Origin of the sequence: Pseudoalteromonas sp. OF5H-5, assembly GCF_021530695.1 — a bacterium.
In the GTDB taxonomy this organism is placed as follows: Bacteria; Pseudomonadota; Gammaproteobacteria; order Enterobacterales; family Alteromonadaceae; genus Pseudoalteromonas.
The window spans coordinates 189,953-212,398 of sequence record NZ_JAKGBF010000006.1; the positions used below are offsets into that span (position 1 = coordinate 189,953).

Annotated in this window: 15 protein-coding genes; 13 read left to right on the plus strand and 2 right to left on the minus strand. The window is 43.1% G+C overall.

What is annotated here, in order from left to right:
* The first annotated feature begins 287 nt into the window (after positions 1 to 287).
* A complete protein-coding gene (locus L1271_RS11145) occupies positions 288 to 2,135 on the plus strand; it encodes a choice-of-anchor I family protein (RefSeq protein ID WP_235367876.1) in 1,848 nt (615 codons plus the stop codon).
* Positions 2,136 to 2,580: 445 nt separating this feature from the next.
* Here the strand turns inward: L1271_RS11145 and L1271_RS11150 are convergent, their stop codons facing one another.
* Positions 2,581 to 3,879: a methyl-accepting chemotaxis protein gene (locus L1271_RS11150; RefSeq protein ID WP_102058535.1), complete on the minus strand. Its 1,299-nt coding sequence runs from the start codon at positions 3,877 to 3,879 to the stop codon at positions 2,581 to 2,583.
* Positions 3,880 to 4,081: 202 nt separating this feature from the next.
* The gene (locus L1271_RS11155) at positions 4,082 to 5,989 is read right to left on the minus strand and encodes a M6 family metalloprotease domain-containing protein (protein WP_235367877.1); all 1,908 of its coding nucleotides are present in this window, start codon (positions 5,987 to 5,989) and stop codon (positions 4,082 to 4,084) included.
* Positions 5,990 to 6,490: 501 nt separating this feature from the next.
* Here L1271_RS11155 and nudB point away from each other — a divergent pair.
* The 12 genes from nudB (at position 6,491) to L1271_RS11215 (ending at position 22,397) form a co-directional block, all read left to right on the plus strand.
* Positions 6,491 to 6,931, plus strand: coding sequence for a dihydroneopterin triphosphate diphosphatase (gene nudB / locus L1271_RS11160; RefSeq protein ID WP_235367878.1), 441 nt, complete (start codon positions 6,491 to 6,493; stop codon positions 6,929 to 6,931).
* Positions 6,932 to 6,938: 7 nt separating this feature from the next.
* Positions 6,939 to 8,060, plus strand: a complete 1,122-nt coding sequence (locus tag L1271_RS11165; RefSeq protein ID WP_235367879.1) for an alanine racemase — start codon at positions 6,939 to 6,941, stop codon at positions 8,058 to 8,060.
* A gap of 143 nt (positions 8,061 to 8,203) precedes the next feature.
* The gene (locus L1271_RS11170) at positions 8,204 to 9,154 is read left to right on the plus strand and encodes an SPFH domain-containing protein (RefSeq protein ID WP_095726733.1); all 951 of its coding nucleotides are present in this window, start codon (positions 8,204 to 8,206) and stop codon (positions 9,152 to 9,154) included.
* Between the two features lie 5 nt (positions 9,155 to 9,159).
* The gene (locus L1271_RS11175) at positions 9,160 to 9,612 is read left to right on the plus strand and encodes an NfeD family protein (protein ID WP_102058530.1); all 453 of its coding nucleotides are present in this window, start codon (positions 9,160 to 9,162) and stop codon (positions 9,610 to 9,612) included.
* Positions 9,613 to 9,839: 227 nt separating this feature from the next.
* On the plus strand, positions 9,840 to 10,526 hold the full coding sequence (locus tag L1271_RS11180; RefSeq protein WP_010607436.1) for an ABC transporter ATP-binding protein: 687 nt from the start codon (positions 9,840 to 9,842) through the stop codon (positions 10,524 to 10,526).
* On the plus strand, positions 10,508 to 11,458 hold the full coding sequence (locus L1271_RS11185) for an HlyD family secretion protein (RefSeq protein WP_235367880.1): 951 nt from the start codon (positions 10,508 to 10,510) through the stop codon (positions 11,456 to 11,458). The genes L1271_RS11180 and L1271_RS11185 overlap by 19 nt, the downstream gene beginning before the upstream one ends.
* Entirely contained in the window at positions 11,448 to 12,602 is a 1,155-nt protein-coding gene (locus tag L1271_RS11190; protein ID WP_235367881.1) for an efflux RND transporter periplasmic adaptor subunit, read from the plus strand. The genes L1271_RS11185 and L1271_RS11190 overlap by 11 nt, the downstream gene beginning before the upstream one ends.
* Positions 12,599 to 13,789, plus strand: a complete 1,191-nt coding sequence (locus L1271_RS11195) for an efflux RND transporter periplasmic adaptor subunit (protein WP_235367882.1) — start codon at positions 12,599 to 12,601, stop codon at positions 13,787 to 13,789. The genes L1271_RS11190 and L1271_RS11195 overlap by 4 nt, the downstream gene beginning before the upstream one ends.
* Positions 13,789 to 15,024 carry an ABC transporter permease gene (locus L1271_RS11200; RefSeq protein ID WP_235367883.1) on the plus strand — a complete coding sequence of 412 codons (1,236 nt, stop codon included), beginning with the start codon at positions 13,789 to 13,791 and terminating at the stop codon, positions 15,022 to 15,024. The genes L1271_RS11195 and L1271_RS11200 overlap by 1 nt, the downstream gene beginning before the upstream one ends.
* A gap of 696 nt (positions 15,025 to 15,720) precedes the next feature.
* Complete coding sequence (locus tag L1271_RS11205; RefSeq protein WP_102058524.1) at positions 15,721 to 16,257, plus strand: hypothetical protein; 537 nt, start codon at positions 15,721 to 15,723, stop codon at positions 16,255 to 16,257.
* Between the two features lie 508 nt (positions 16,258 to 16,765).
* Complete coding sequence (locus L1271_RS11210) at positions 16,766 to 20,443, plus strand: PKD domain-containing protein (RefSeq protein WP_235367884.1); 3,678 nt, start codon at positions 16,766 to 16,768, stop codon at positions 20,441 to 20,443.
* A 10-nt stretch (positions 20,444 to 20,453) separates the two neighbouring features.
* Positions 20,454 to 22,397 carry a Hint domain-containing protein gene (locus tag L1271_RS11215; RefSeq protein WP_235367885.1) on the plus strand — a complete coding sequence of 648 codons (1,944 nt, stop codon included), beginning with the start codon at positions 20,454 to 20,456 and terminating at the stop codon, positions 22,395 to 22,397.
* Positions 22,398 to 22,446: the final 49 nt, after the last annotated feature.

Genomic DNA, 22,446 nt, shown 5'->3' on the forward strand with positions numbered 1-22,446 from the left:
ATGACTTTTGTCACCCATAGCTAACCCTTACGAACAGGATTGAATAAAAGTTCATCAAATTTGCAAAATTATTGTATATTTTTTGCCTGTACCTAATTGCACCAACCGCAATACCAACTTTTGCCTGATCATCCTTTGATGCCGATGGTACAAACGCTTGAATGGCATTACTTCCAGCTCAGTGATATCAATGAATTTCTCACAATAATTGTGAAACCTCATTGCCATATAAGAGTCATATTTTTGTGATTAAGTAGCTGCTTTAACAATAATAATCAGGATATTTTATGTTTAAGCACTCACTTATCGCGCTCTCTTTGCTTTCTCTTCTCACTGGCTGTTCACTTGATGGTGACGATGGCGCCACAGGCTCGCAAGGGCAACAAGGCGTTGCCGGACAAGATGGTAACGATGGACAAAATGGTTCAAATGGCTCCGACGGCCAAGATGGGGCAAACGGACAAGACGGAACCGATGGCACTAACGCCAATAGCATGCTTGAAATAAGTCTTGTGGGACGCGCAGTGCTTAATGCAGAAAGCCCTGAAGGCGCCGCTGAAATTGTCGCTTACCAAGCATCCAAAAAATGGATATATGCCATTAATAGTTCAGGCAGTGCCGCTGTGGTTGAAGTTATTCCAGCAACCAGCTTTGATACGGCCGCTCTGGTCAAAAATAATGAAGGTGTTATTACCGCTACAAATTTAACATCAGCCATGACAATCAACTTAAACGACAATACACCCGGCGACGCAAACAGTATTGCAGTTGACGAAAACAACCAACTATTGGCAGTTGCAATGGCTGCCAAGACTACGGGTGACGCAGGACAAATCGCTTTTTATGATATCTCAGGCGCAACTCCGGCCTTTGTTAAAAATGTAACGGCAGGTGCACTACCTGATATGGTTACCTTTACTCATGATGGCAACAAGGTCGTGGTCGCAAATGAAGGGGAACCCGCAGGTGACTACAGCGTTGATCCTGAAGGTAGCATCAGCATTATCAACATTACAAACGGCGTAGTTGCAAATACAGCAACACAATTAGACTTTAGCGCATTTAACACCAAGCAAGCTGAGCTAGAAGCACAAGGCATTGTCTTCGCCAATCCAACTGGTCGCACTATCAATGGCAAACTTATTAATACGACAGTTGCGATGGATTTAGAACCGGAATATGTCACCATCTCTAAAGACAACCGCTTCGCCTATGTTTCAATTCAAGAAAACAACGCACTCGCTATCGTAGATCTAAGTGACAATAGCCTTAATTTAGTCGGTTTGGGATTCAAAGACTGGTCAAATTACACCATGGATGCCTCGGATAAAGATAAAAAGATCAATTTTAAAAAGTACCCCGGTCTTTATGGCATGTATCAGCCAGACACTATCTCTAGCTACACATGGAAAGGCGCGAACTTTATTGTCTCTGCCAATGAAGGTGATGGTAGAGAATACTTTTTTGATGCTGCTGATGAAGCCGACTGTACCGCGAAAGGTGGCCTAGATTACGATAAAGACGATGGTTGTTTAGCGTACATTGATGAGAGCCGTGCCGAAGATCTTACCTTAGCAAGCAACTTTGCTTATCTCAATAATGACGATGACGACATTGGTCGCCTTAAAGTCACAACGGTGAAAGGCGATGAAAATAATGACGGCCAATATGAAGCGCTGTACACCTATGGTGCACGTTCATTCACCATTTGGGATAGCAACGGCCTTGTGGTGTTCGACTCTGGCGATCAAATCGAGCGGATCACAGCCTCCGTGCATGGTGCACAATTTAACAATGATGAAGACACCAATGAAGGCGATACGCGATCTGATGCAAAAGGCCCAGAGCCGGAAGCACTAGCGCTTGGTCAAATTGGTGAACGCACCTTTGCATTCGTTGGCTTAGAGCGTATGGGTAGTATCATGGTTTACGATATCACCAACCCTTACGATGTTAAGTTTGAAGATTATTTTTACAACCGCGGATTAGTTGACGATGCCGAAATCAGTGGCGACTTAGCCCCTGAGGGCATGGCATTTATTCCTGCCGACAAAAGTGCAACTGGCGAAGCTTTATTGGTGATCGGTAATGAAATTTCCGGCTCAGTTGCGGTATGGCAAATCGCTGAAAAATAAACCATTCACATTCTGTCGCTGTGGAAGGCGCTCTATGCGCCGATCTTGATGAAAAGATCGCGGGGTGAACCCGCTCCCACAACATATTCGAGCCCTTGGTGGGAGGTGCTTTACGCGGCGATCATTGGGGAAAAGAGTGCGGGGTGAACCCGTTCCCACAACATATTCGAGCCCTTGATGGGAGGTGCTTTACGCGGCGATCATTGAGGAAAAGAGTGCGGGGTGAACCCGTTCCCACAACATATTCGAGCCCTTGGTGGGAGGTGCTTTACGCGGCGATCATTTGGGAAAAGAGCGCGGGGTGAACCCGCTCCCACAACATATTCGAGCCCTTGGTGGGAGGTGCTTTACGCGGCGATCATTTGGGAAAAGAGCGCGGGGTGAATCCGCTCCTACAACATACTTAAACCCTTGGTGGGAGCCGCTTTACGCGGCGATCTTTAGGTTATTCTGACAATCCTTTAACCGTATTTGTGAGGTTTTCTGCACCTTGCTTTATTTCATTCATCACTTTGTTCACTTCATCGATTTGTGCAAGACCAAGCTCAGTACTTTCGGACACCGTATTCATCAGTGCCGTGGCTTCTTTAGTTAACACTTCATTCTGATTTACTACATCATTGATTTCGTTGGTCGACTGCGAAGTACGTGCTGCTAAACTTCTTACTTCATCGGCTACCACCGCAAATCCTCTTCCCTGCTCGCCCGCTCTGGCGGCTTCTATCGCTGCATTGAGAGCTAACAAATTGGTTTGCTCCGCAATCGCGCTGATGGTGGACACAATTGCCGAAATCCCTTTTGACTGTTCATTAAGCTGTGCTATTGCGGCCATTGCACTTCGCACTTGATTAGAAATAAGTCCAGAGGTACTGACAGACTCTTGCAGCAGCAAACTCGCACGGGCCGCTATTTGCTCGGTTTGCTCAGATGTCACCTGCGCAACTTCGGCAGCTTGTGCGACTCGATGCGCTTTTTGCACCCGCGCCGTGATATTCGTCGCAAACTTTATCACTTTAATGACTTTGCCGTGTTCATCAAAAATAGGGTTGTACGTTGCTTCAATCCAAATATCTTCGCCATGTTTACCTAAGCGATGAAAGCGACCACTTTTATGCTGTCCTTTTGCTAGCTCTTGCCAAAAATTTGGCTGCTCTTTATAAAAGCTGTCGTCACAGAACATTCGATGATGCTGACCTTTAATCTCACTGAGTTTATAACCCACTGTTGCCGTGAAATTTGGATTCGCATCTAAAATAACGCCCTCGGGTGTAAACTCTATGGTTGCCATGGATTTGTTTAGCGCTTTAGCTATCGCTTCTTGTGCTTTGATGGTGAGTTTTTCTGCTGTGATGTCATTCGCAATTTTAACAATACGGGTGACTTTGCCATTCTCTTCAACTGGGAAATAGGTAGCATCAAGCCAAACTACATCACCTTTTTTGGTAAAGCGTTCAAAATTACCATACTGAGCCTGGCCATGTTGAAGGCTTGCCCAAAAACTGCGATATTCCGAAGAACTTACATAGTCTTTATGGCAAAAAATACGATGGTGCCGCCCTATCACTTCAGTCTCAGTGTAACCCACGACAGCAAGAAAATGTTGGTTGACTGCTGCTATTTGACCATCGGGTGTAAATTCAATCTTTGCGACCGCTTCATCAATCGCAGAAAGTAATGCCCGAGCACGCTTGAGTTCAGCGGTCAAATTTTCAACTTCTTGATTTGGCTTTCGAAAAAAATTCATAAGCTATTCCATAACAAACAATATGCATGACCGCATTATTATCATAATTTTGGTAATAAAGTATGAATTATAGATAAGAAAGTGGAATTTGGTGCACTAGAGTATCCACCAAAGTAAAAACAAGCCGCGCGCTTACCACACAAGCAACGCGACTTGGCATTATATCAATTGTATTGACTAACCAGTGCAGCGCTTTGGTTAACTACTTCTGTACCGTCAGACGGTAATCACCCGCACCGCTGTATGAATAAACCAAGATGCGGTAGTAACCTGAATTTGCCGTATAGTTAATTGACTCTTGTGAGGTCGGCGTCTCCGAAATGGCAACTTGTTGCCATGCACCACCTTGCCAAGCTTCGAGTTTCAAATCGAAGTCTGCGTTCGCCGGTCCCTCTAACGTAAGTGCGATTGTGCCACCGCTGTACTGAAACCAACTGCCGTCAGGTTGTATGGCTTGTTGCTTGTCCGTTAAGTATCCAGTGTAAACATCTCCCGCTGGTGGTGGGGTTGTACTACCGCTTACGGTAAATTGGATCTCTGCAGCGGGATCAGAAATATTGCTGATGGACAAGCCCGAGTCGCTTCCATTCCACCATAGCGCATTCGTCCCTTTGCTACTCAACGCATTCGGCAGTGTGGCACTAAACTCTCCGGCCACATCAAATAAATCGCCATTATCCCCACGGTTTCGGCCATTTTCAGGATCTCGCTTGGCATCACCATGCTCCATTTGGATATACGGATACCATTCATTCGAGTTATTGCCCGCGGAATCAACGTGCCAAATAGCCAAACCTGAATCGAGTTGCTCTGAGTTTTGTCCCGATTGATGAATAGCCTCAATGTAAAAGGCTTCATTCGCGTTACTTGGGTTGGTCCATTTATATGAGCTATTAGCGCCTGAAATATGGCTGAGCCTTCCTGTTGGGGCATTGGCATTTACGGCTGGGTTAAGTTCAGTTACCGTATCCCAACCAGCTATGGCTCTAAAGTGTGCAACAGGTGGCGTCGGCTTAAAACGGTTGGAAGCGCCAATCGCGCCAAACCCCATAACACCAAAACTTGCGACAGAGCCCTCTGAGCTGCCATCATAATCATAAAGATCGGGCCAATTTGTGATCAAGTGACCAGATTCATGGACAAAGGTGCCAATTGCAAGGCTATTTCCCATATCAGTGATTTGATAGCGATCGGTACACACGCCATCAGCACAAAAACGTGGACTGAGCCTTGCCATATGTGGCCATAAGCCTTTAGACCATGCACTATCAGAGTTGCCAGCATAAAAAATATTTAACCCACGGATCTGCCCGCTACCATTTGTAGTCAGCGAACTAAAATCAAATCCCTGTTGAAATTCAAGCCAATTTAGCGCTTCTTTTATGAGTTCTTGCGAGCGTACTGTTGAGCTTAATGCGCTATCCGCGTAATACGCTTTGTTTTTCTTTGCGGTGTAATAAGCCGTTACCGTATTGGTATAATCGAGCTTGCCTCCAGAGACCGACGAAAAATACCCTCTTACTGACTGCGCGTTACCAAATTCATTGTAATTTTGGTCATTTAAAAAACGCTCAACTTGCGCTTTTGTGATAGTGCCGCGCTCATCAGGGAAATCAATGATGATGGTTAACCCTTTTACTTGACCACTGATCTCAGCATTCAACGCCGTTTCATTGTTATTGCGTTCAAACTGATGCGTATGTACCAAGTCGACAGGTGTTTGGTTTTGACCTAACATTACTTGTTGTGCCGCTTTTACTTTTTTTGCAATAGCAGCGGATGATAATCCTTGCCGCTCAGTTGAAACTGAGCGACTTTTTATTCCCAGTTTTTCTTGTTCAGTAACTAACTTACCTGTTGATATAAGTTGCTCACCATCGGCCGAAACCTGAGCGTAAGCCATGCCTTTAAGCGAGGCGTCATACACTACAAGCTCGCCGTCAATTGTACGCTGCTGAGCAAAGTACGTATTACCATTAAGGATAAGTGTGATCACCTCACCACTTGGTTGGGTAAATTGGTACTGTTCATTTTTATAAGGTATAGCCGCGTTTACTGCGACACTGGTTGCCAATAATGACGTTGCGATAATTGCTGATGTTAATTTCATTTTTCCTTTCCTAGGTTACATGTTGTACAACTCGTTAACATACAGAAAGGATACAAAATTGCAACAACCACCAGCCCATTAAAGGTACAAAATTTATCAATTAGATAAATAACAAATAGTTACAACGATTACAATTTCATCATTTTAGAAGCTTTTACATTTCAAAGTGAGCAAAAAAAGCCCATTTAAACTATTTTTTTCAATTTATAGTTTACAAGTACTAAACATTACATTAGCATTGGTCTCGTTCCTTTGGGGCTGCACCTTTTTACCTGCGTAACTAGGCGTGCCTAAAGTCACAATTGAACTCCCGAGAAGTAGAGCTTGCCGACTAGGATGTTGGCATTATTGGGATTTCCTTGGCACAGCTTGTTGCTATTGGAGTTTTTATGCAGGCCAGTATGGCCTGCTTTTTTTTGTCCAAAATTCGCTTTGGACCAATTGCCGAGTGCGATTCAACTAGTTAAACTCAAAGTACATGTTCCTGATTTGATGTAAACCATGTCGGCACTACGTAAACCCATTTCGGTGTTAGTCGTAATATACAACGAGCATAATGAGTTTTTGCTATTACAAAGGGCAGACGACAAACACTTTTGGCAATCGGTAACTGGGGGAGTTGATCCCGGTGAAACTCCAATGGCTACCGCTTATAGAGAGTTAAAAGAAGAAACCAGCATTGACGCCGCGGCGCTTGGGATCACCATCCACTCGCATAATAAAACGAATCAATACACGATAAGACCACAGTGGCGCCATCGCTATGAGCCGGGTGTTACCATGAACACTGAGCATGTTTTTAGTGTCCAAGTACCGTCAGGGATCAGCGTGGTACTTGCTGAAGATGAACACACGAACTTTATCTGGCTAAACAAAACACACGCTTGTGAACGCGTCTGGTCCCCAAGCAATCGACAGGCAATAGAACTTATAGGAGTATGATTGAGCTATGTTTACATCATTAGGATCTTTACAAACACCATGTTTAGTTGTTGATAAAATTGCTTTTTTACATAACCTTTCGCGCATGGAAAAGCATCTTGATGCTTTTAATGTGGCTCTTCGCCCACATTTGAAAACGGTAAAATCTACTGCAGCCGCAAACTATATTTTGGCCGACAAGCAAGCGGGATGTACGGTTTCCACCCTAAAAGAAGCAGAAACGTTTGCAGCGGAAGGTTACACCAATATCACTTATGCGGTGGGGATAACAGAGGATAAGTTACAACGCGTTCTTGTCCTTATCAATCAAGGTGTCAATTTAACCATACTACTAGACAGCATGGAACAAGCTATGTTTGTCTCTCAATTTTGCGCGGAAAATGGCTGTAAAATTAGTTGTCTGATAGAAATCGACTGTGACGGACATCGGGCAGGACTTAGTCCTAAAAACAAAGAAATCGTGACAATCGCAACCATACTGGAAAGCGGTGGTTTATATCAGGGCTTGCTTACACATGCAGGCGGCTCATACGCCTGTAACACCCTAGAGCAGCTAATACAGTTTGCAGAGAAAGAGCGCTCAGCGGTTGTGACTGCCGCCTCGATGTTAGAAGAAGCCCAAATTGCCACAACAGTGCTGAGTATTGGCTCTACGCCAACAGCGCTGTCAACGCAAAACCTAGATGGGATCACTGAAGTGCGAGCTGGGGTCTACACATTCTTCGACCTTGTTATGGCTGGTATCGGCATATGTGATATCGAAGATATTGCACTAAGCGTGCTAACACGTGTCACTGGTATCAAGCGTAGTGAAAATAAACTCTTTATAGATGCAGGTTGGATGGCGCTTTCAAGAGACAGGGGTACCGCGAGTCAAGCGTTTGATTGTGGCTACGGCCTTGTGTGTGACCAAGAAGGTAATTTACTGCCTGGACTCAAAGTAACCTCAGCGAATCAAGAACATGGCGTTATTGAATGCGAACCTGGCTTCACCTTACCGGACGTGAAACATGGTGACCTACTACGTATTTTACCGAATCATGCATGTGCAACAGCCGCTCAACACTCAGGCTATCATGTGTTAAGTCATGATGACATCGAGTTTTGGCCAAGGTTTGGGGGGTGGTAGCTCTTCACCTTACAGCCTTTAACAATACAAATCCGATTCTCTAAAGCATAAAGTAAATTTACCAATGGTAATTCACAAATCGTTCATCTATATTAGGAACATGCATTTGATGCGAACAATTCTTATGTAGTAGGAGAGCTAACATGGATCCAGTCACACTTATTTTTGATTACCTTTTTACCATTCAAGCGTTTTTATTGATTTTCGTTATCGTGGTACTAAAAGGTAGTATCAAATTTGTCCCGCAGAACCGTGCGTGGATTATTGAACGTTTCGGCAAGTATCAATCCACTAAAGAAGCCGGCCTTAACTTTATTCTGCCATTTATCGATCGTGTAGCCGCCGATAGAAGCTTAAAAGAGCAAGCAGTTGATGTACCGTCTCAATCAGCCATAACCAAAGACAATATTTCACTGATTGTCGATGGTGTACTCTATTTTAGGGTTTTAGATCCGTATAAAGCGACTTACGGTGTTGACGATTATATCTTCGCGGTAACTCAGCTCGCGCAAACCACCATGCGTAGTGAATTGGGCAAAATGGAGTTGGATAAAACCTTTGAAGAACGAGATTTGCTTAACACCAACATCGTCGCCGCCATCAACTCAGCTTCTGATCCGTGGGGCATTCAAGTACTGCGCTACGAGATTAAAGATATTGTGCCACCAAACTCTGTAATGGAAGCAATGGAAGCACAAATGAAGGCTGAGCGTGTGAAACGTGCTCAAATATTAGAATCTGAGGGTGACCGTCAAGCTGCAATCAATGTCGCGGAAGGTAAGAAGCAAGCACAAGTACTTGCAGCTGAAGCCGAAAAAGCAGAGCAGATCTTAAGCGCCGAAGGTGAAGCAAAGGCGATCATTGCCGTTGCAGACGCACAAGCTGAAGCCCTGCGTAAAGTCGGTGAAGCCGCAAATACCGAAGAAGGTCAAAAGGCCATCCAGCTTGACTTGGCAACAAAAGCCATTGCAGCAAAAGAAGCAATAGCCAAAGAATCTTCTGTGGTATTGCTGCCAGAAAGTGGCACTGATGCAAGCTCGCTTGTAGCACAAGGCATGTCTATTATTAACACATTGAATAAAAAGCAAGGGTAACGCCTATGGCCTTTTTACTTGAGCACTTAGCACAAACCTTAGTAGTACTAGGAATTGCTTGCCTAATTGTTGAGGTTGCTGTGCTTGGTTTTGCGACCTTTGTATTGTTCTTTTTAGGTCTATCGTTGGTGATAAGCGGCGGCTTAATGTACGCAGGTATGCTTGACCAAACTTGGCTAACTGCACTTTGGTTTAATGCGCTAGTCACGACATTACTGGCGGTGTTTTTATGGAAACCACTAAGACGTATGCAAGATGTCACTGACGACAAGGAAGTAACGAGTGATTTTGCTGAGCTTAGCTTTACGCTAGAAAAGGACTTAAATCCAGATAGTCGTATTTTTCATACTTATTCTGGTATTGCATGGCAACTAAAAAGTAAACAACCTATTACTGCAGGAACACAAGTCAAAGTGGTTAAAAAAGAGGTTGGAGCGTTTTGGGTAGAGCCAAATTAAGCCAATTGGTATAGCCTTGCGAACAAAGTGCCTAGCAGCAAATGTTGTTAGGCATTTTCAACAACTCTCTGTGTTCAGAAACAACTTTTTACCTTATTCTCTTTTCGTCTAGTACCTTCTCGGTTTACTCTATCCTGCACAACAGTTACACTCAAATTTAGGTACAAGGTTAAACACCTCTGAACCATGAATAAAATATAATAAAAAACAAGGGATTATAACCTACAATGATTCGGGTCGAAAACTTAAGCCGAGTATACGGAAGCGGAGAGACACAAGTGCATGCACTAAAATCAGTTTCTCTAGAAGTAATGGAAGGTGAATTTGTCGCAGTGATGGGGTCTTCTGGCTCTGGGAAGTCTACTTTAATGAATATACTTGGCTGCTTGGACTCTCCGACCTCCGGCTCTTACTATCTTGCTAATCAAGAAATTCAGGCCGTGGAAGATGAAGCCTTATCACAAATTAGAAATCAAAAAATTGGCTTTATCTTTCAAACATTCCATCTACTTACTCGCCTAACCGCACTGGAAAATGTCATCTTACCGCTAAGGTACACCGAGACTTCCCCATCAGAGGCAAAAAGTCGCGGACTTGCCATGCTAAAAAAAGTAGGTCTTGATAGCAGAGCACATCATAAACCCTTCGAAATGTCTGGCGGACAACGCCAACGTGTTGCCATTGCACGGGCACTCATTAATGAGCCAAAAGTCATTTTTGCCGATGAACCAACTGGTAACTTAGATAGTAAAACCTCACATGAAATCATGGAGTTACTATGCCAGCTACACCAGCAAGGCCATACCATTGTGATGGTAACACACGAGGACGATATTGCAGCATATGCCGAGCGTATCATCAGAATGAAAGATGGCGAAAAAGTCGAGGATAGCCAATGCACAACTACATCATAAGCATCGCCCTGCTCACCTCTTTGCAGGCTTTTGCCAAACCAATTATCGTCTCAGGCCTTATTAAAGCAGGTGAAACTCAGGTCTTTCACGCACCGATGAGCGACTCTTGGAAAACGCAAATTCAGTGGATGCTGCCCGAAGGGGAAGTTGCCAATGAGGGGGATATTGTCGTCGTCTACGATTCTGGCTCTATCGCGACCTCAATCGACCAAGATAAAGTGGCGCTTGACGCTGCAAAAGATGAGTACAAACGAATTGAGCAAGACGGCGCCCAAAAGATACTCGAAGCTCAGTTTCAGTTGAAAAAAACCATTTTGCTCGTCGAAAGAGCCAAGATAGATGCGAGCGTGCCAAAAGCCAATATCAGCACCTACGACTACGAGCAACACCAGCTGACGTTAGAAAAAGCGATTATCGAAAATCATAAAGCCGAAATAAGTTTAGGCAAGGCAGAAACTGAAGCAAAGGCAAATACTCGGAAACAGCAGCTAGAGATAAGGCGTCTAGAAGCGAGCCTCACGCACAACCAAGAACAACTGGAAAAAATGAGTCTAACGGCCAATAATAGCGGGCCCATTTTGTATGCGGACAATCCTTGGCACGGCAACAAGTTGTTTGCTGGCGCAACTGTACAAACAGGTTGGAAAGTAGCAGAAATACCTTCTACAGCGGGTCTGTATTTAGAAGCCTGGATCCATGAAGTAGATGCTATTGGTATTAAGGAAGGTCAAACTGCCGATTTAAAATTTGACGCCTTTCGCTCATCACCAACGCCAGGTACGCTCACTGAGCTATCAACACAACCTGAAAAGCGCCAAGACTGGGGCCAAGGCATGTATTTTCGGGCTAAATTCACATTCAACACCGATTTGCCACTACTGCCAGGCATGAGCGGAAGCATAACTTTGCTAGGAGAGAAAAATGAAAGTTAAGTTGCTAGCAATAATTATTCCACTCTATTTACTTGGCTGCAGTCAGGCCCCCAGCGATATACATTTCGTTAAGGCACAGCCAATCACTATCACTGTAGAAGCAAATGGTGAATTGGAATCAAAAAGCCGAGCGTTGATAGCCCCCCCTTCAATCAAGCGTATGTGGCAGTACAAGATAAAGCAGTTAATGCCTGAGAATACCACAGTTCAAAAAGGCCAAACCGTTGTTTCATTTGACGATCAAACCGTTAGAGATCGCTTGATGGAATACAATTCGAAGCTAAGTCAAGCGCAAAAAGAGCTAGAAAATAAACAAGCTCAAGTCGAGAAGCAAGAAGAAGAATACAAACTCGCACTCGCTGAAGCGCAAATGAACTTCGATAAGGCAAAACGCCGCGCAGAAATCATAGACAACTCACGCTCAGACAACGACCGAAAAAAGGCGCAAATCGATTTCACCATTGCAACCAATGATTTAGAACTTGCCCGCGGTAAACTCGCTTTTCATCTAAACAACAAAGAACTGAGTATCCAAATGGCAAGAAGCAAGGTTGCACGAATGGATGCTGAAGTAAAAGAACTAAAACGTGACATAGAGCGTTTACAAGTAAAAGCGCCAATGGATGGGTTAGTTGCATATCGCGCAAACAGGGAAGGAGAAAAACCCAGTGTTGGGGAGTCCATGCAGTTTGGTCAACCAGTTGTTGAGCTATCGGTTATTGAACAAATGCAGGTAAAAGCACAAATTAAAGAAGCCGATTTTGGACGGATAAAATTGGGGCAAACAGTAAAAGTTACCATAGACAGTGCCGACGGATATGTTGTCGGTGGGACACTCATTGAAATAGGAAAGGCCTTTAGGGAAAAGTCACATCAAGATAAAAGTCGCATTGTTGATGCCATTATTGAGCTGGATAAGGTCGATACTGAAAAGCTGCGGCCAGGATTGACCGCTCGTGTAGAGATAGTGACAGCACAACTCGATAACGCCTTAACCGTGCCATTAAACGCGTTAAAACAAAGTGCGGATAAAGTGTTTATAGACACAAATAGCGGAGAAAAAGAGGTAACCGTCTCTTATACCACACCGACGCTTGCCGTGATTTCTTCTGGAATTAGTCAAGGCGCGGAGGTAAAGCTATGAGAAAAACATTACTCGCGATCATTATCCCACTTTGGTTACTTGGCTGCCAAGAAGCAACTGAACAGCCTGCGCAACTATTACATACCGTGGAGTCGAAGCCTTTTGCTATCACCGTTAATGCCGAAGGCGAATTGGAGGCCGCAAGTGAAACTGTCATATCCGCCCCAACTTCAGCGAGAGGGGCTCAGACGCTCGCATGGATCATGCCTGAGTATACTCAGGTGAAAAAAGGCGATGTTATTGCACGTTTTGATGGTAGTCAATTAGAAAGGGGAAAGCGTTTTAGCGAGTTCGACAAAGGCAAAGTCGCGCAAGATATCACGGTCACCGATAGTGATTTAATAACAAGAAAGTCCCATTTAGATAGCGATAAGGTTATCGTCAGTGAAGAAAAACACTTTGCAGAAACCTTTTCAGTTGACGATGAACGGATCCGTTCAAAGCTCGACATTTTAGATCAAATGCAAAATGTTGCATATCTCAATGCTAAAGAGGCTTATTTTGATTGGCAGACAGAGCAGTTTTCATCTTCAGCTCTTGGAGAAATGGAACTGTTAAAATTGCAGTCAAAGCAGCATGAAAGCAAAATTGCAATGTACAACGCTAACTTAGACAGTCTCGAAGTCATCGCGCCACATGATGGCTTACTCACTCTCAGTGCCGATTGGCGTGGTGAAAAACCCAAATCAGGGCAAGCGCTATGGCCTGGGCAAAAGATTGGGGGATTACCAGACATCTCATCCCTGCAAGCTAAGCTTTTCGTTCATGAAAAAGAAGCGCTTGGCCTTGCGATTGGCCAAAAGGTTGAGTTTACCCTGCTCTCCAATAGCGATGAGCGCTTTGATGGTAAAATCACAAAAGTATCACCTTACCCTCAATCTATTCGTCGTGGAGATCCACAAAAATACTATGAGATCATCGCGAGCCTTGATGAGACTCCAGCCCACTTCAAGCCGGGAAATAAAGTACTCGCTACGGTATTTGTCCAAGAAAATAAACAAGCGTTACTCGTGCCTAAACATAGCGTGATCAATGATAACAACGCATTTTTTGTTCAAGTTAAAGACGGTAGCCAGTTTAAACGCGTAAAAGTGGAATTAGGCCAAAGCAACCTAAGCCATACTGAAGTATTGGCAGGTTTGTCTCCTAAACAACAAATTGCACTCGTCGCGAATAAGGAACTGTAATGAAATATTTGGATTTATTTACCGACGCTATTGTGCAATTAAAGCAGCATAAGCTCAGAACCCTATTGACCTTGCTCGGCATGATTTTTGGTGTGGGTGCCGTTATTGCTATGTTAAACATCGGTGAAGGTGCTGAACGAGAAGCGCTTAAAATGATCGATTCTATGGGGATCAATAATGTTATTGTCAGCGCCAAAGACATTGAAGAGAATGACCTAAAAGAACAACGAAAACACTCGCAAGGTCTTAATTTATTAGACGGCCAAGTGATTGTCGATGCCCTGCCCTTTGTTAGTGACTTTTCGGCTGAGCGACTGGTGGATACCTACCAGATATTTAGCGAATTCGGCAGCTTTGAAGGAGAAGCCGCGGGCGTCACAGCAAACTATTTTAGCCTTGCGCATTATGAACTCGCTGCTGGTCGCCTGCTAAATACGAAAGATAGCAAAGAATATAGGCAGGTTGCGTTACTCGGCGCCAATACTGCAAAAACGCTATTTCCCCTCGGGAGCGCTGTTGGCCAACAAGTAAAAATTAACCATTTATGGTTTGAGGTTGTTGGCATTTTGCAAGCGCCGCACCTGAACAAAAAGGAGTTTCAAGGCGTTGCATTAGGAGGCGAGCAAAGCCGTATTTTTGTTCCGCTAACGACCGCAATTCATCGCTTCAATAAGGGATTACTTGAACCAGAAGTTACCGAACTAAAACTCGCTATCGACAAATCTCAGAGTCCAATTTTGGCATCTCAAGCTATCACTAACATTCTAACCAATCGTCATAGCGATATTGATGACTATAGGTTGACCATTCCCGCAGCGCTTCTTGCTCAGCAAAAACAAACACAAGCCATTTTTAATATGGTTATGTCTTGCGTAGCAGGTATATCACTCCTTGTTGGCGGTATTGGGATTATGAATATCATGCTTGCAACCGTACTTGAACGGACCAAAGAAATCGGCTTATTACGCGCAATCGGTGCGACTCGGAAAAATATTCAAGTTCAGTTTATTACAGAGAGTTTTACCATCTCGATACTCGGAGGGCTATTAGGCGTGGTGTTTGGTATTTTACTTTCAGAGATAATTGCATTTTATTCAAACTGGGCGGTTTCTTGGTCTCTGAGTGCTATTATTCTTTCTTTTAGTATTTGTGCCTTAGTTGGCTTAACATTTGGTGTATATCCTGCAATCAAGGCTTCAAAGCTAGACCCGATCGAAGCCTTACAAAGTGATTAACCAATTAGGAAGGCACTAACGCCATCCTTTATTTTGAGACTAAAATAACCTGAGCTGCGGATAACTAATGCCTTTCTAGCAGCCAGTTTTAGCGCTAACTGCGTTGAATTCACTTCCAATAGCCAGCTATTGGTGCGTAAATTCGCCTTGTTTTCCCTAAAACTCTCTGGCTAGACAAGGAAAAAGCTAAGTTGTGCTTTAGCAACAATGAGTTGGAACATTCCTTATCCAAACCTCAGGTTAAAATACTTTTTCGCATACAGCTCAGTGACCAAAGTCATTAACTAACCAGAACTCGGGATAACAACTTGTTCTCTAGCAGACGTTATCCCTTACTACTGCGTTAAATTTGCTTGCAATAGGCCAGCTATTGACGCACAAATTTGCCTTGTATTAAGAAATAACTTCTGGCTAGAGTGATATTACGCTTTTGAACTTAGTGGTTTTAGTGGTTTAACTTACTTCTTATCCCGAATTCAGGTTAACTAGCACGCTTTTTATTGGACTTTTTTTCGCCACAAGGTAAACTTTTATCCGATTTAACTCAAAAATAACAGGAAGCATTATTTGAGCAAAGAATGCTCGTATGACTTGTGTTGTTTTACTGCTTAATAAATCATTAAATATTTAATTAAGCTTTGAAAAATAGCTAACACAGTTAAAATGCTGCTGAGAATGGAACTTCAAGGACAAATAATGAAAAAAGTAACGCTTATCGCGCTTTCTCTCGCCTCACTCACTGCTTGTAAAAGTAATGATATCAACCGTGTCGTGAATGACGGTGTAGACGGTGCTATTAATGGTATTTTTGGCAGTTCAGGTACCGTTGTTTCAGCAACCGGTAGTGGCTCTAGTAACGATTACTCAGTCGAAAAAGAAGACATATGGCCTCATCAAGCAACGAAAACGGCTCGAGACTATGGCTCATTGGCGTTTGTAAAAACGGCAAAAAACCCAAGTGGTAAAACTAGACTTAAGTTTAATGAATGCAAACATCCGCGAATTGGCAAAATAAGGTGCGAAGGCTATCTATACGAAGTTTCACCAGAGGGCTGGTTGGTCAAAGGCGATACTATTCACTTTGGCACACGCCATTACGCTGACATTGTTATTCCAGCCGGCCAATACTATATAAAGATAAAAGGTGAAGATGTGGGTAAAAAAGTCTATGCGACCGGAACCATAGAAATAGTGCCCTTTGTAACTAACTACATCAATGTAACCGTCCAATAAAAAATCACAAAAAGTACCTAGCTTTTGCAAAGTCACTAGGTACTTTTTACCAGAGCAATTTCCTCTTTAATCAAGCAACCTAAAACAACACTTCTTATCCTTTTTATTTCATCAATAGTGCGCAAAGGTTCCCAATAAAGAAACGAGCAGTAACCCCACCAGCATTTAAATTTACTTTAAATTACAAAATGATAATTACTTCCTCTAGCGTGTGAGCTTTTCTTACGTCTTTCTCAGGCCCCAAAGAATTTAGATTTATTCAATAATAATAATTAGTTAGATAAAAATAACAAAAAACAAAATCGCTCCCTAAATTCCCAGCGAAAACATAAAGTTATAATTTTGTTTATTTTTTGTTATTTATTTATTTGAAATTCTTTATTACCTTAGAGTTTGTGCTCAAAGTAATAGCACTAATAATCAGCCGCACTCATTCGCTCTTTTATCTCATGTACTGAGTAGTTGCGTTTTAGTGGGAAGGAATCTTCAAAATAATTATGGAGTTAACATGCAAGGGTTAAAGTCTCTGTGCGTTTTAGCATCTGCGATAAGTATGTATTGTCACGGCGCTGAACGCGTCTCTTTATTCAATGACACGCAGAAAATTGCGTCTACTTTACAACAAAAACAATCCACATTTGGTGATGATTCTAATCAAAACTATCTACTCGCGCTTAAAACATTTGCTGCGCAATACACAGGTCACACACTTACATTTCATCAAAGCCAAGTAGATCAAACTAGGCAAAGCCATACCATAACTCAAAAATACCAAAATATACCTATCTGGAATCACGACCTTGTTGTGCTTACGGACGAAAATGGCGTAGTTGAGCAAGTTTATGGCGATCTCATTGTAGACGTTGCTAAAGATTTACCTGCACTAACTCCAGCATCTGATGACCAACTTAACGCAGCATTAGATTCAATCATCTCGCAATTTGCCAGTGAACGCCCTAGAGTTTTTCGACGTAAATCAACAGAAGAAGTTATTTATATAGATGATCGCGGTAAAGCTCGACATGCAGCTAAACTTACCTTTTTCACCGATTTTAACTCTGCTCCTTTTAAGCCTCAAAGGATCATCTCCTTTGTCGATTTAACAACAAACGAGCTTATCAACCAATCCGATGTATTGCAGCGGGTTGTGTATGAAGGTGGAAGCGGTCCATCTGGCAATGACAAGATTGCACGTCCAGATTACCAACAAGCTGATTATGTTTCCTACCCACCAAAGACCTTTGTCGTCGCAATGGAAACCGATGCTCAGCAAACTAGCTGCTTATTTGATGCAAAGAACGTTGAGACCAGAAACTACAATCACGGCACAGCGCAAGTTAATACGCCTTATAGCTATAACTGCTCAGATTCAACTCGTAATGATTATAAAGAATATCACGGAGCTCGCTCTGCTTTGAATGATGCCCATCATCACGGACAAACAACGAGTTTAATGTTCGAAGCATATCTGGGACATAAGCCCTACTATAATAAAAAGATAATTCAGAATGTCCATTATGGTCTGAATATGGATCAGGCATTTTATGAAAACGGCGAGGTCTATTTTGGTGATGGGGACTACCTCTTTTACCCTATGGTTTCCTTAGATGTTGTCGCCCATGAAATCGCCCATGGTTTTACTGAGGAGTATGGCTCAAGTACACCAAAGTCAATGTTGACAGGTCAGGCTCGTGCTATCAACGAAGCGTTTTCCGATATGGCTGGTGAGGCAGCTGAATTTTTTTACTCTGGATCGAATGACTGGAAAAGCAATCACGAAACATTCCGCCTAGATGATGCTCTACGTTATTTTGAAACTCCGACGCTAGATGGAAACTCAATCGATCATGTTGATGACTATGACGACTCAGTCACTTCCCACCATGGCGCTGGGGTGTTTAACAAAGCTTTTTACTATCTTACTACTGCTGACTTAGATAGTGACCCCTCTCCTTGGAATACAAAATACTCCTTCATTCTATTTGCTAACGCAAATAAAAATTGCTGGACCAGCAATAGTACTTATCTTACTGGTGCAGATTGTGTAATGCGACAAACCCACACAGTGACTGATCAGCTGACTCAAGATGGGGTTACAAAGCAAGATGGTAGTAACTGGCAAGCCACTGAATTACAAAACCACGTACGTAAGGCATTTGCACAAGTCGGTATAAGTTTAAAGGTAGACCGTGGACTTGAGAGCGAACTTGGTTTTGATCGCCAATTCTTAGCTTTTGACTTTAAAAACTTAACCCGTAGTGATGGCCAGCAAGTCTCGGCGAGTAATAGCGAAGGCTGGCAATGGCAGTGGAACTTTGGTGATGGAAGTGCACAAAACAGCGCCTTTGAGCCCAAACATAATTTCACTACCGCAGGCAAATACAACGTTGAGCTGACCGCCATCGCACCTTCTGGCCAGTCCGATACATTTGTACTACCCATTGAAGTATTTGATGACTATTGTCCGGCACAAGGCATCAATCACAGTAAATATTACCTATCATCAGTTTCGTTAAATAGTTACAAAAATGATTCCACCTCAAGCAATTACAGTGATTACTCATATGATGTCGTCGAAGTAAAAGACGGTAAAGCACTCAATGTAACGCTGACCGCAGCGCCACACCCAGATACTCAAGACAAAACAAAGAATTTTTATGTCTGGTTAGATAAAGACAACGATGGCTTATTCCATAAGACTGAGGAACTTGTACTCTTTGGAAGCAGTAAGACGCAATTGGCTGGCGACATCTCATTGAGTGGTGAGTTAAATCAAAGCTACCGCCTTCGTACTATGGTGTCATTTGGTTTAGTGAAGTCTGCATGCGGAGATATGTCCTGGGGCGAAGTCGAAGACTACACAGTTAAACTCACTGAAAACAATGACCCTGTTGATTTGAGAATCACCGCCAACCAAGGTGTTAATCAAATGAGTTTTGATAACAACACGGTTGATGCACGTGTTAAGCGTTGGAAATGGGAATTTGGAGATGGCTCAACCAGTAGTAAAAAATCACCTACTCATCAATATGCGCAAGCTGGAAGCTATACGGTCGAGCTAAAAGCATATGACAGATTCAACAAAGTCATAGGAAATTGGAACAAACAGGTTCAGTTTAACACAACTATCACCGCAAGATTCACACCTCGTAAATCCGGTAGCACTGTTTATGTAGACACAAACCAAAGTGTTATCCCTCAAGGTAGCACCATACAGTGGCAATTTGGTGATGGTACCACGTCCTCGGTAAGAGACACTCAGCACACCTACCAAGCTGATGGTGAATACACTATTACACTCACAGTTAACCATGTTGATGGTACACAATCGGCCAGTGAAACGGTAAAAATTGGCGAGACAAGCTTTATTCCTGAAGTGAGCTACACGGTAGCCGAGCAAGCAGACGGTACGTTTAAGGTCAGCTTTAATAACACCACCGCAAAACCTGACAATGCCGCTTGGAATCCTAATGTCACTTTAGTATGGGATTTCGGAGACGGATCAACGCACAATCAGAATGATAGTTTCGGCCAAGATACAGTTCATACCTATCAAGCAGCTGGAACCTATACCGCAAGCTTGACTATCAGTTATGACAAACCTTGGTGGCATGATCGAGGAGAACGAGTCACTGGTACCAAGAATATGGTGTTAGAACTAAAGGCCACTCAGCCCGTTGAATACTGCACAGCTGTAGGTATCACTGATTATGAACACATCAGCAGTGTGACTTTCAATCAAGATGGTCCGTTTAGCAATGCGCAGCAGTCTGGTGTTGTTAATCCTAACAATCCAATCAAACTCTATGCCACACAGAATAATACCTATCGTATTGAAGCTGGCTATGCTGGCACAGAAACATTCGCTGAAAATTATCATATTTGGATTGATTTAAACAATGATGGTCAATTTGGTGATGGTGACTGGAGAAACAACAAATCAGAACTTTTAGTAATGGACTTCGACCAAACTAACCAAGACTACGGCAAAGGTTATGTTGAAGGTGAATTTAGCATTCCAAGTAATAAGTTGTCACAACCTGTCACGACGACTCGTATGAGAATTTTGCAGTATTACGGATTTAGCAGAGTAAACAGTATCGATCCTTGCTCTGACTATAGCAGTGCCGCAACCTCGGGGAGCGGAGAAATTGAAGACTACCTTGTAGAAATCTATAAGAATTAAGGAAAATAACATGAAAAAACTAAACAAAAAGGTGCTCATGCCGCTTGCAATCGCGTTAGCAGTCAGTAACGCAGTAGCTGCTAGCAACAGTGTTGATCAACAAGCCACCTCTGCATCGAAGCAAAAGTCTGAACCAGCAGCGATACAAGGCACCGCGGTAACTCAACCGGATCAATTCGGGATCCGTAAACTCGATATGTCCAACCCGCAGCACTATCAATTAGCAAAGTCTCGATTAATGAAGGCAAATCGTATTGAGAGTGAATTCCCACAGCTACACAAAACACTAGACGTAGCAAAAGGACAGCACTTATCAGCAAAAATGAACATCACAACGTCCGCAGTACCACCTGTTAGCGAAACGGATGTGGATATCATTAAAGAAGCGCATTTCTTCTTAGATATGAACCTAGCCATTTCATCAGATACTAATGAACCATACCTGATTGTACGTGCGAAAAGCTCTCGTTTTGGCGGCACAAAAGCGACCTACATCGACTTATTATTAGAAGATGCAAACGGCAATCAGCTTGCGCCTTTAGGTTCTACATTTAATGTATTAGATGGTAAAGACACGCTTGCAACTTCGACTATTTCACTAAAGTCATTGAAAGCAAACTTTCCCGACCTAGATACCATTTACGCCAGTTCATACGTTGAACTTGAGCAAGAAGATGGCACTATCAGCACGACGATGAAGTACACTGAATACCCATTCTCATGGGAACACTTTGAAGCGCTGTATGGCTCTACTTCACCAGTTGCAAAAGGTGAGGCTTCTGCACTTAGCGTAGGGATCAGCTCATCATTGGATACACGTCCGAAATACAATGCGACTGCGCCTATCGATAAGAACAACGACGCTGTTATTAAGATCTGTTTAAACCGTAGTCACACTGACTGTGACTACGCAGCAGATCAATACCGTGAACCGAATGAAATTACCGATGTAAATATTCCATTCAATGGCGAATTACGCGTTCCTCACGAGATCACTGAAATCTATCCAACTGTGGGCGATTTACCAAACGGTATAGATGAACCAACGAATATCTATCTACAAGAAGGTATCTATGGCGGCGCGACAAAGCAAAGCTACAAAGGACTCGAAAACGCCGTTAAGCAATTTTCAGATTACTTGGAGTTTGAAGTTGATACAGTAAACCAAGAGTCGATTATTCGCTGGAATATTCCACGTTCAGAAGGGCGTTTTGGTAATGCTAAACTGTTCTCTAATATCGCTGAAGCAAACTGGTATATGACCTTTGCTGTGAAAGGTTATCCGTACTTTAAGAAAGGACGTGGTGGCGCCGTTGCATTCCAAGTTTCACTAACCTCAGAAACATCAACACGTTTTGGTAACTTCTATAGTGAAGTATTGCCTATGATGAAGCTAGGGTACAGCTGTCTAGCAACGGGCACAATGATCACCATGGCCGATGGAAAACAAGTTGCTATTGAAGACATTGCGAAAGGCGATTTGGTATTAGGTGCACTTGCTTCGAATACCCAAGTTAAAGAACCAATGCAAGTTATTGATGTGTCGGTTGGGATTGAAGCTATCAAGATGTATCGCGTAAAAGGCGCCGATGGCTCTTATATCTTAACTACTGAAACTCACCCAATTTCAACGTCAAATAAAGGAATTATTTGGGCGAAAGAACTAAAAGTTGGTGACCGTATCTTAACTGAGGATGGGTCAGTGCTGGTTACTAGCGTGACCAAAGAGAAGTATCGCGACAAGATTTATAACCTAAAACTTGCTCCAACAGCAGATTCTAAACTAGCTGAGTCTCGTAATTTTGCCATGTTTGCCAATGGTATGGCGGTAGGCGATCTTGCTACACAAGATGAGTTCAACTACAAAGATCAGGACTTACGCATGTCAGAAGAAGAGATTCTTCAACGTCTTCCTGAAAAGTGGAAAACAGACTACATCAACAGCCTGAACTAATCGCTGCATCTGGCCTCTCCTATTGAGGGGCCATACTTCTCAGTAAGGA

Excerpts from the sequence above, each read along its gene's own strand:
- L1271_RS11145 (WP_235367876.1), top strand. The coding sequence starts at position 288 with ATGTTTAAGCACTCACTTATCGCGCTCTCTTTGCTTTCTCTTCTCACT.
- L1271_RS11150 (WP_102058535.1), bottom strand. The coding sequence starts at position 3,879 with ATGAATTTTTTTCGAAAGCCAAATCAAGAAGTTGAAAATTTGACCGCT.
- L1271_RS11155 (WP_235367877.1), bottom strand. The coding sequence starts at position 5,989 with ATGAAATTAACATCAGCAATTATCGCAACGTCATTATTGGCAACCAGT.
- nudB (WP_235367878.1), top strand. The coding sequence starts at position 6,491 with ATGTCGGCACTACGTAAACCCATTTCGGTGTTAGTCGTAATATACAAC.
- L1271_RS11165 (WP_235367879.1), top strand. The coding sequence starts at position 6,939 with ATGTTTACATCATTAGGATCTTTACAAACACCATGTTTAGTTGTTGAT.
- L1271_RS11170 (WP_095726733.1), top strand. The coding sequence starts at position 8,204 with ATGGATCCAGTCACACTTATTTTTGATTACCTTTTTACCATTCAAGCG.
- L1271_RS11175 (WP_102058530.1), top strand. The coding sequence starts at position 9,160 with ATGGCCTTTTTACTTGAGCACTTAGCACAAACCTTAGTAGTACTAGGA.
- L1271_RS11180 (WP_010607436.1), top strand. The coding sequence starts at position 9,840 with ATGATTCGGGTCGAAAACTTAAGCCGAGTATACGGAAGCGGAGAGACA.
- L1271_RS11185 (WP_235367880.1), top strand. The coding sequence starts at position 10,508 with ATGCACAACTACATCATAAGCATCGCCCTGCTCACCTCTTTGCAGGCT.
- L1271_RS11190 (WP_235367881.1), top strand. The coding sequence starts at position 11,448 with ATGAAAGTTAAGTTGCTAGCAATAATTATTCCACTCTATTTACTTGGC.
- L1271_RS11195 (WP_235367882.1), top strand. The coding sequence starts at position 12,599 with ATGAGAAAAACATTACTCGCGATCATTATCCCACTTTGGTTACTTGGC.
- L1271_RS11200 (WP_235367883.1), top strand. The coding sequence starts at position 13,789 with ATGAAATATTTGGATTTATTTACCGACGCTATTGTGCAATTAAAGCAG.
- L1271_RS11205 (WP_102058524.1), top strand. The coding sequence starts at position 15,721 with ATGAAAAAAGTAACGCTTATCGCGCTTTCTCTCGCCTCACTCACTGCT.
- L1271_RS11210 (WP_235367884.1), top strand. The coding sequence starts at position 16,766 with ATGCAAGGGTTAAAGTCTCTGTGCGTTTTAGCATCTGCGATAAGTATG.
- L1271_RS11215 (WP_235367885.1), top strand. The coding sequence starts at position 20,454 with ATGAAAAAACTAAACAAAAAGGTGCTCATGCCGCTTGCAATCGCGTTA.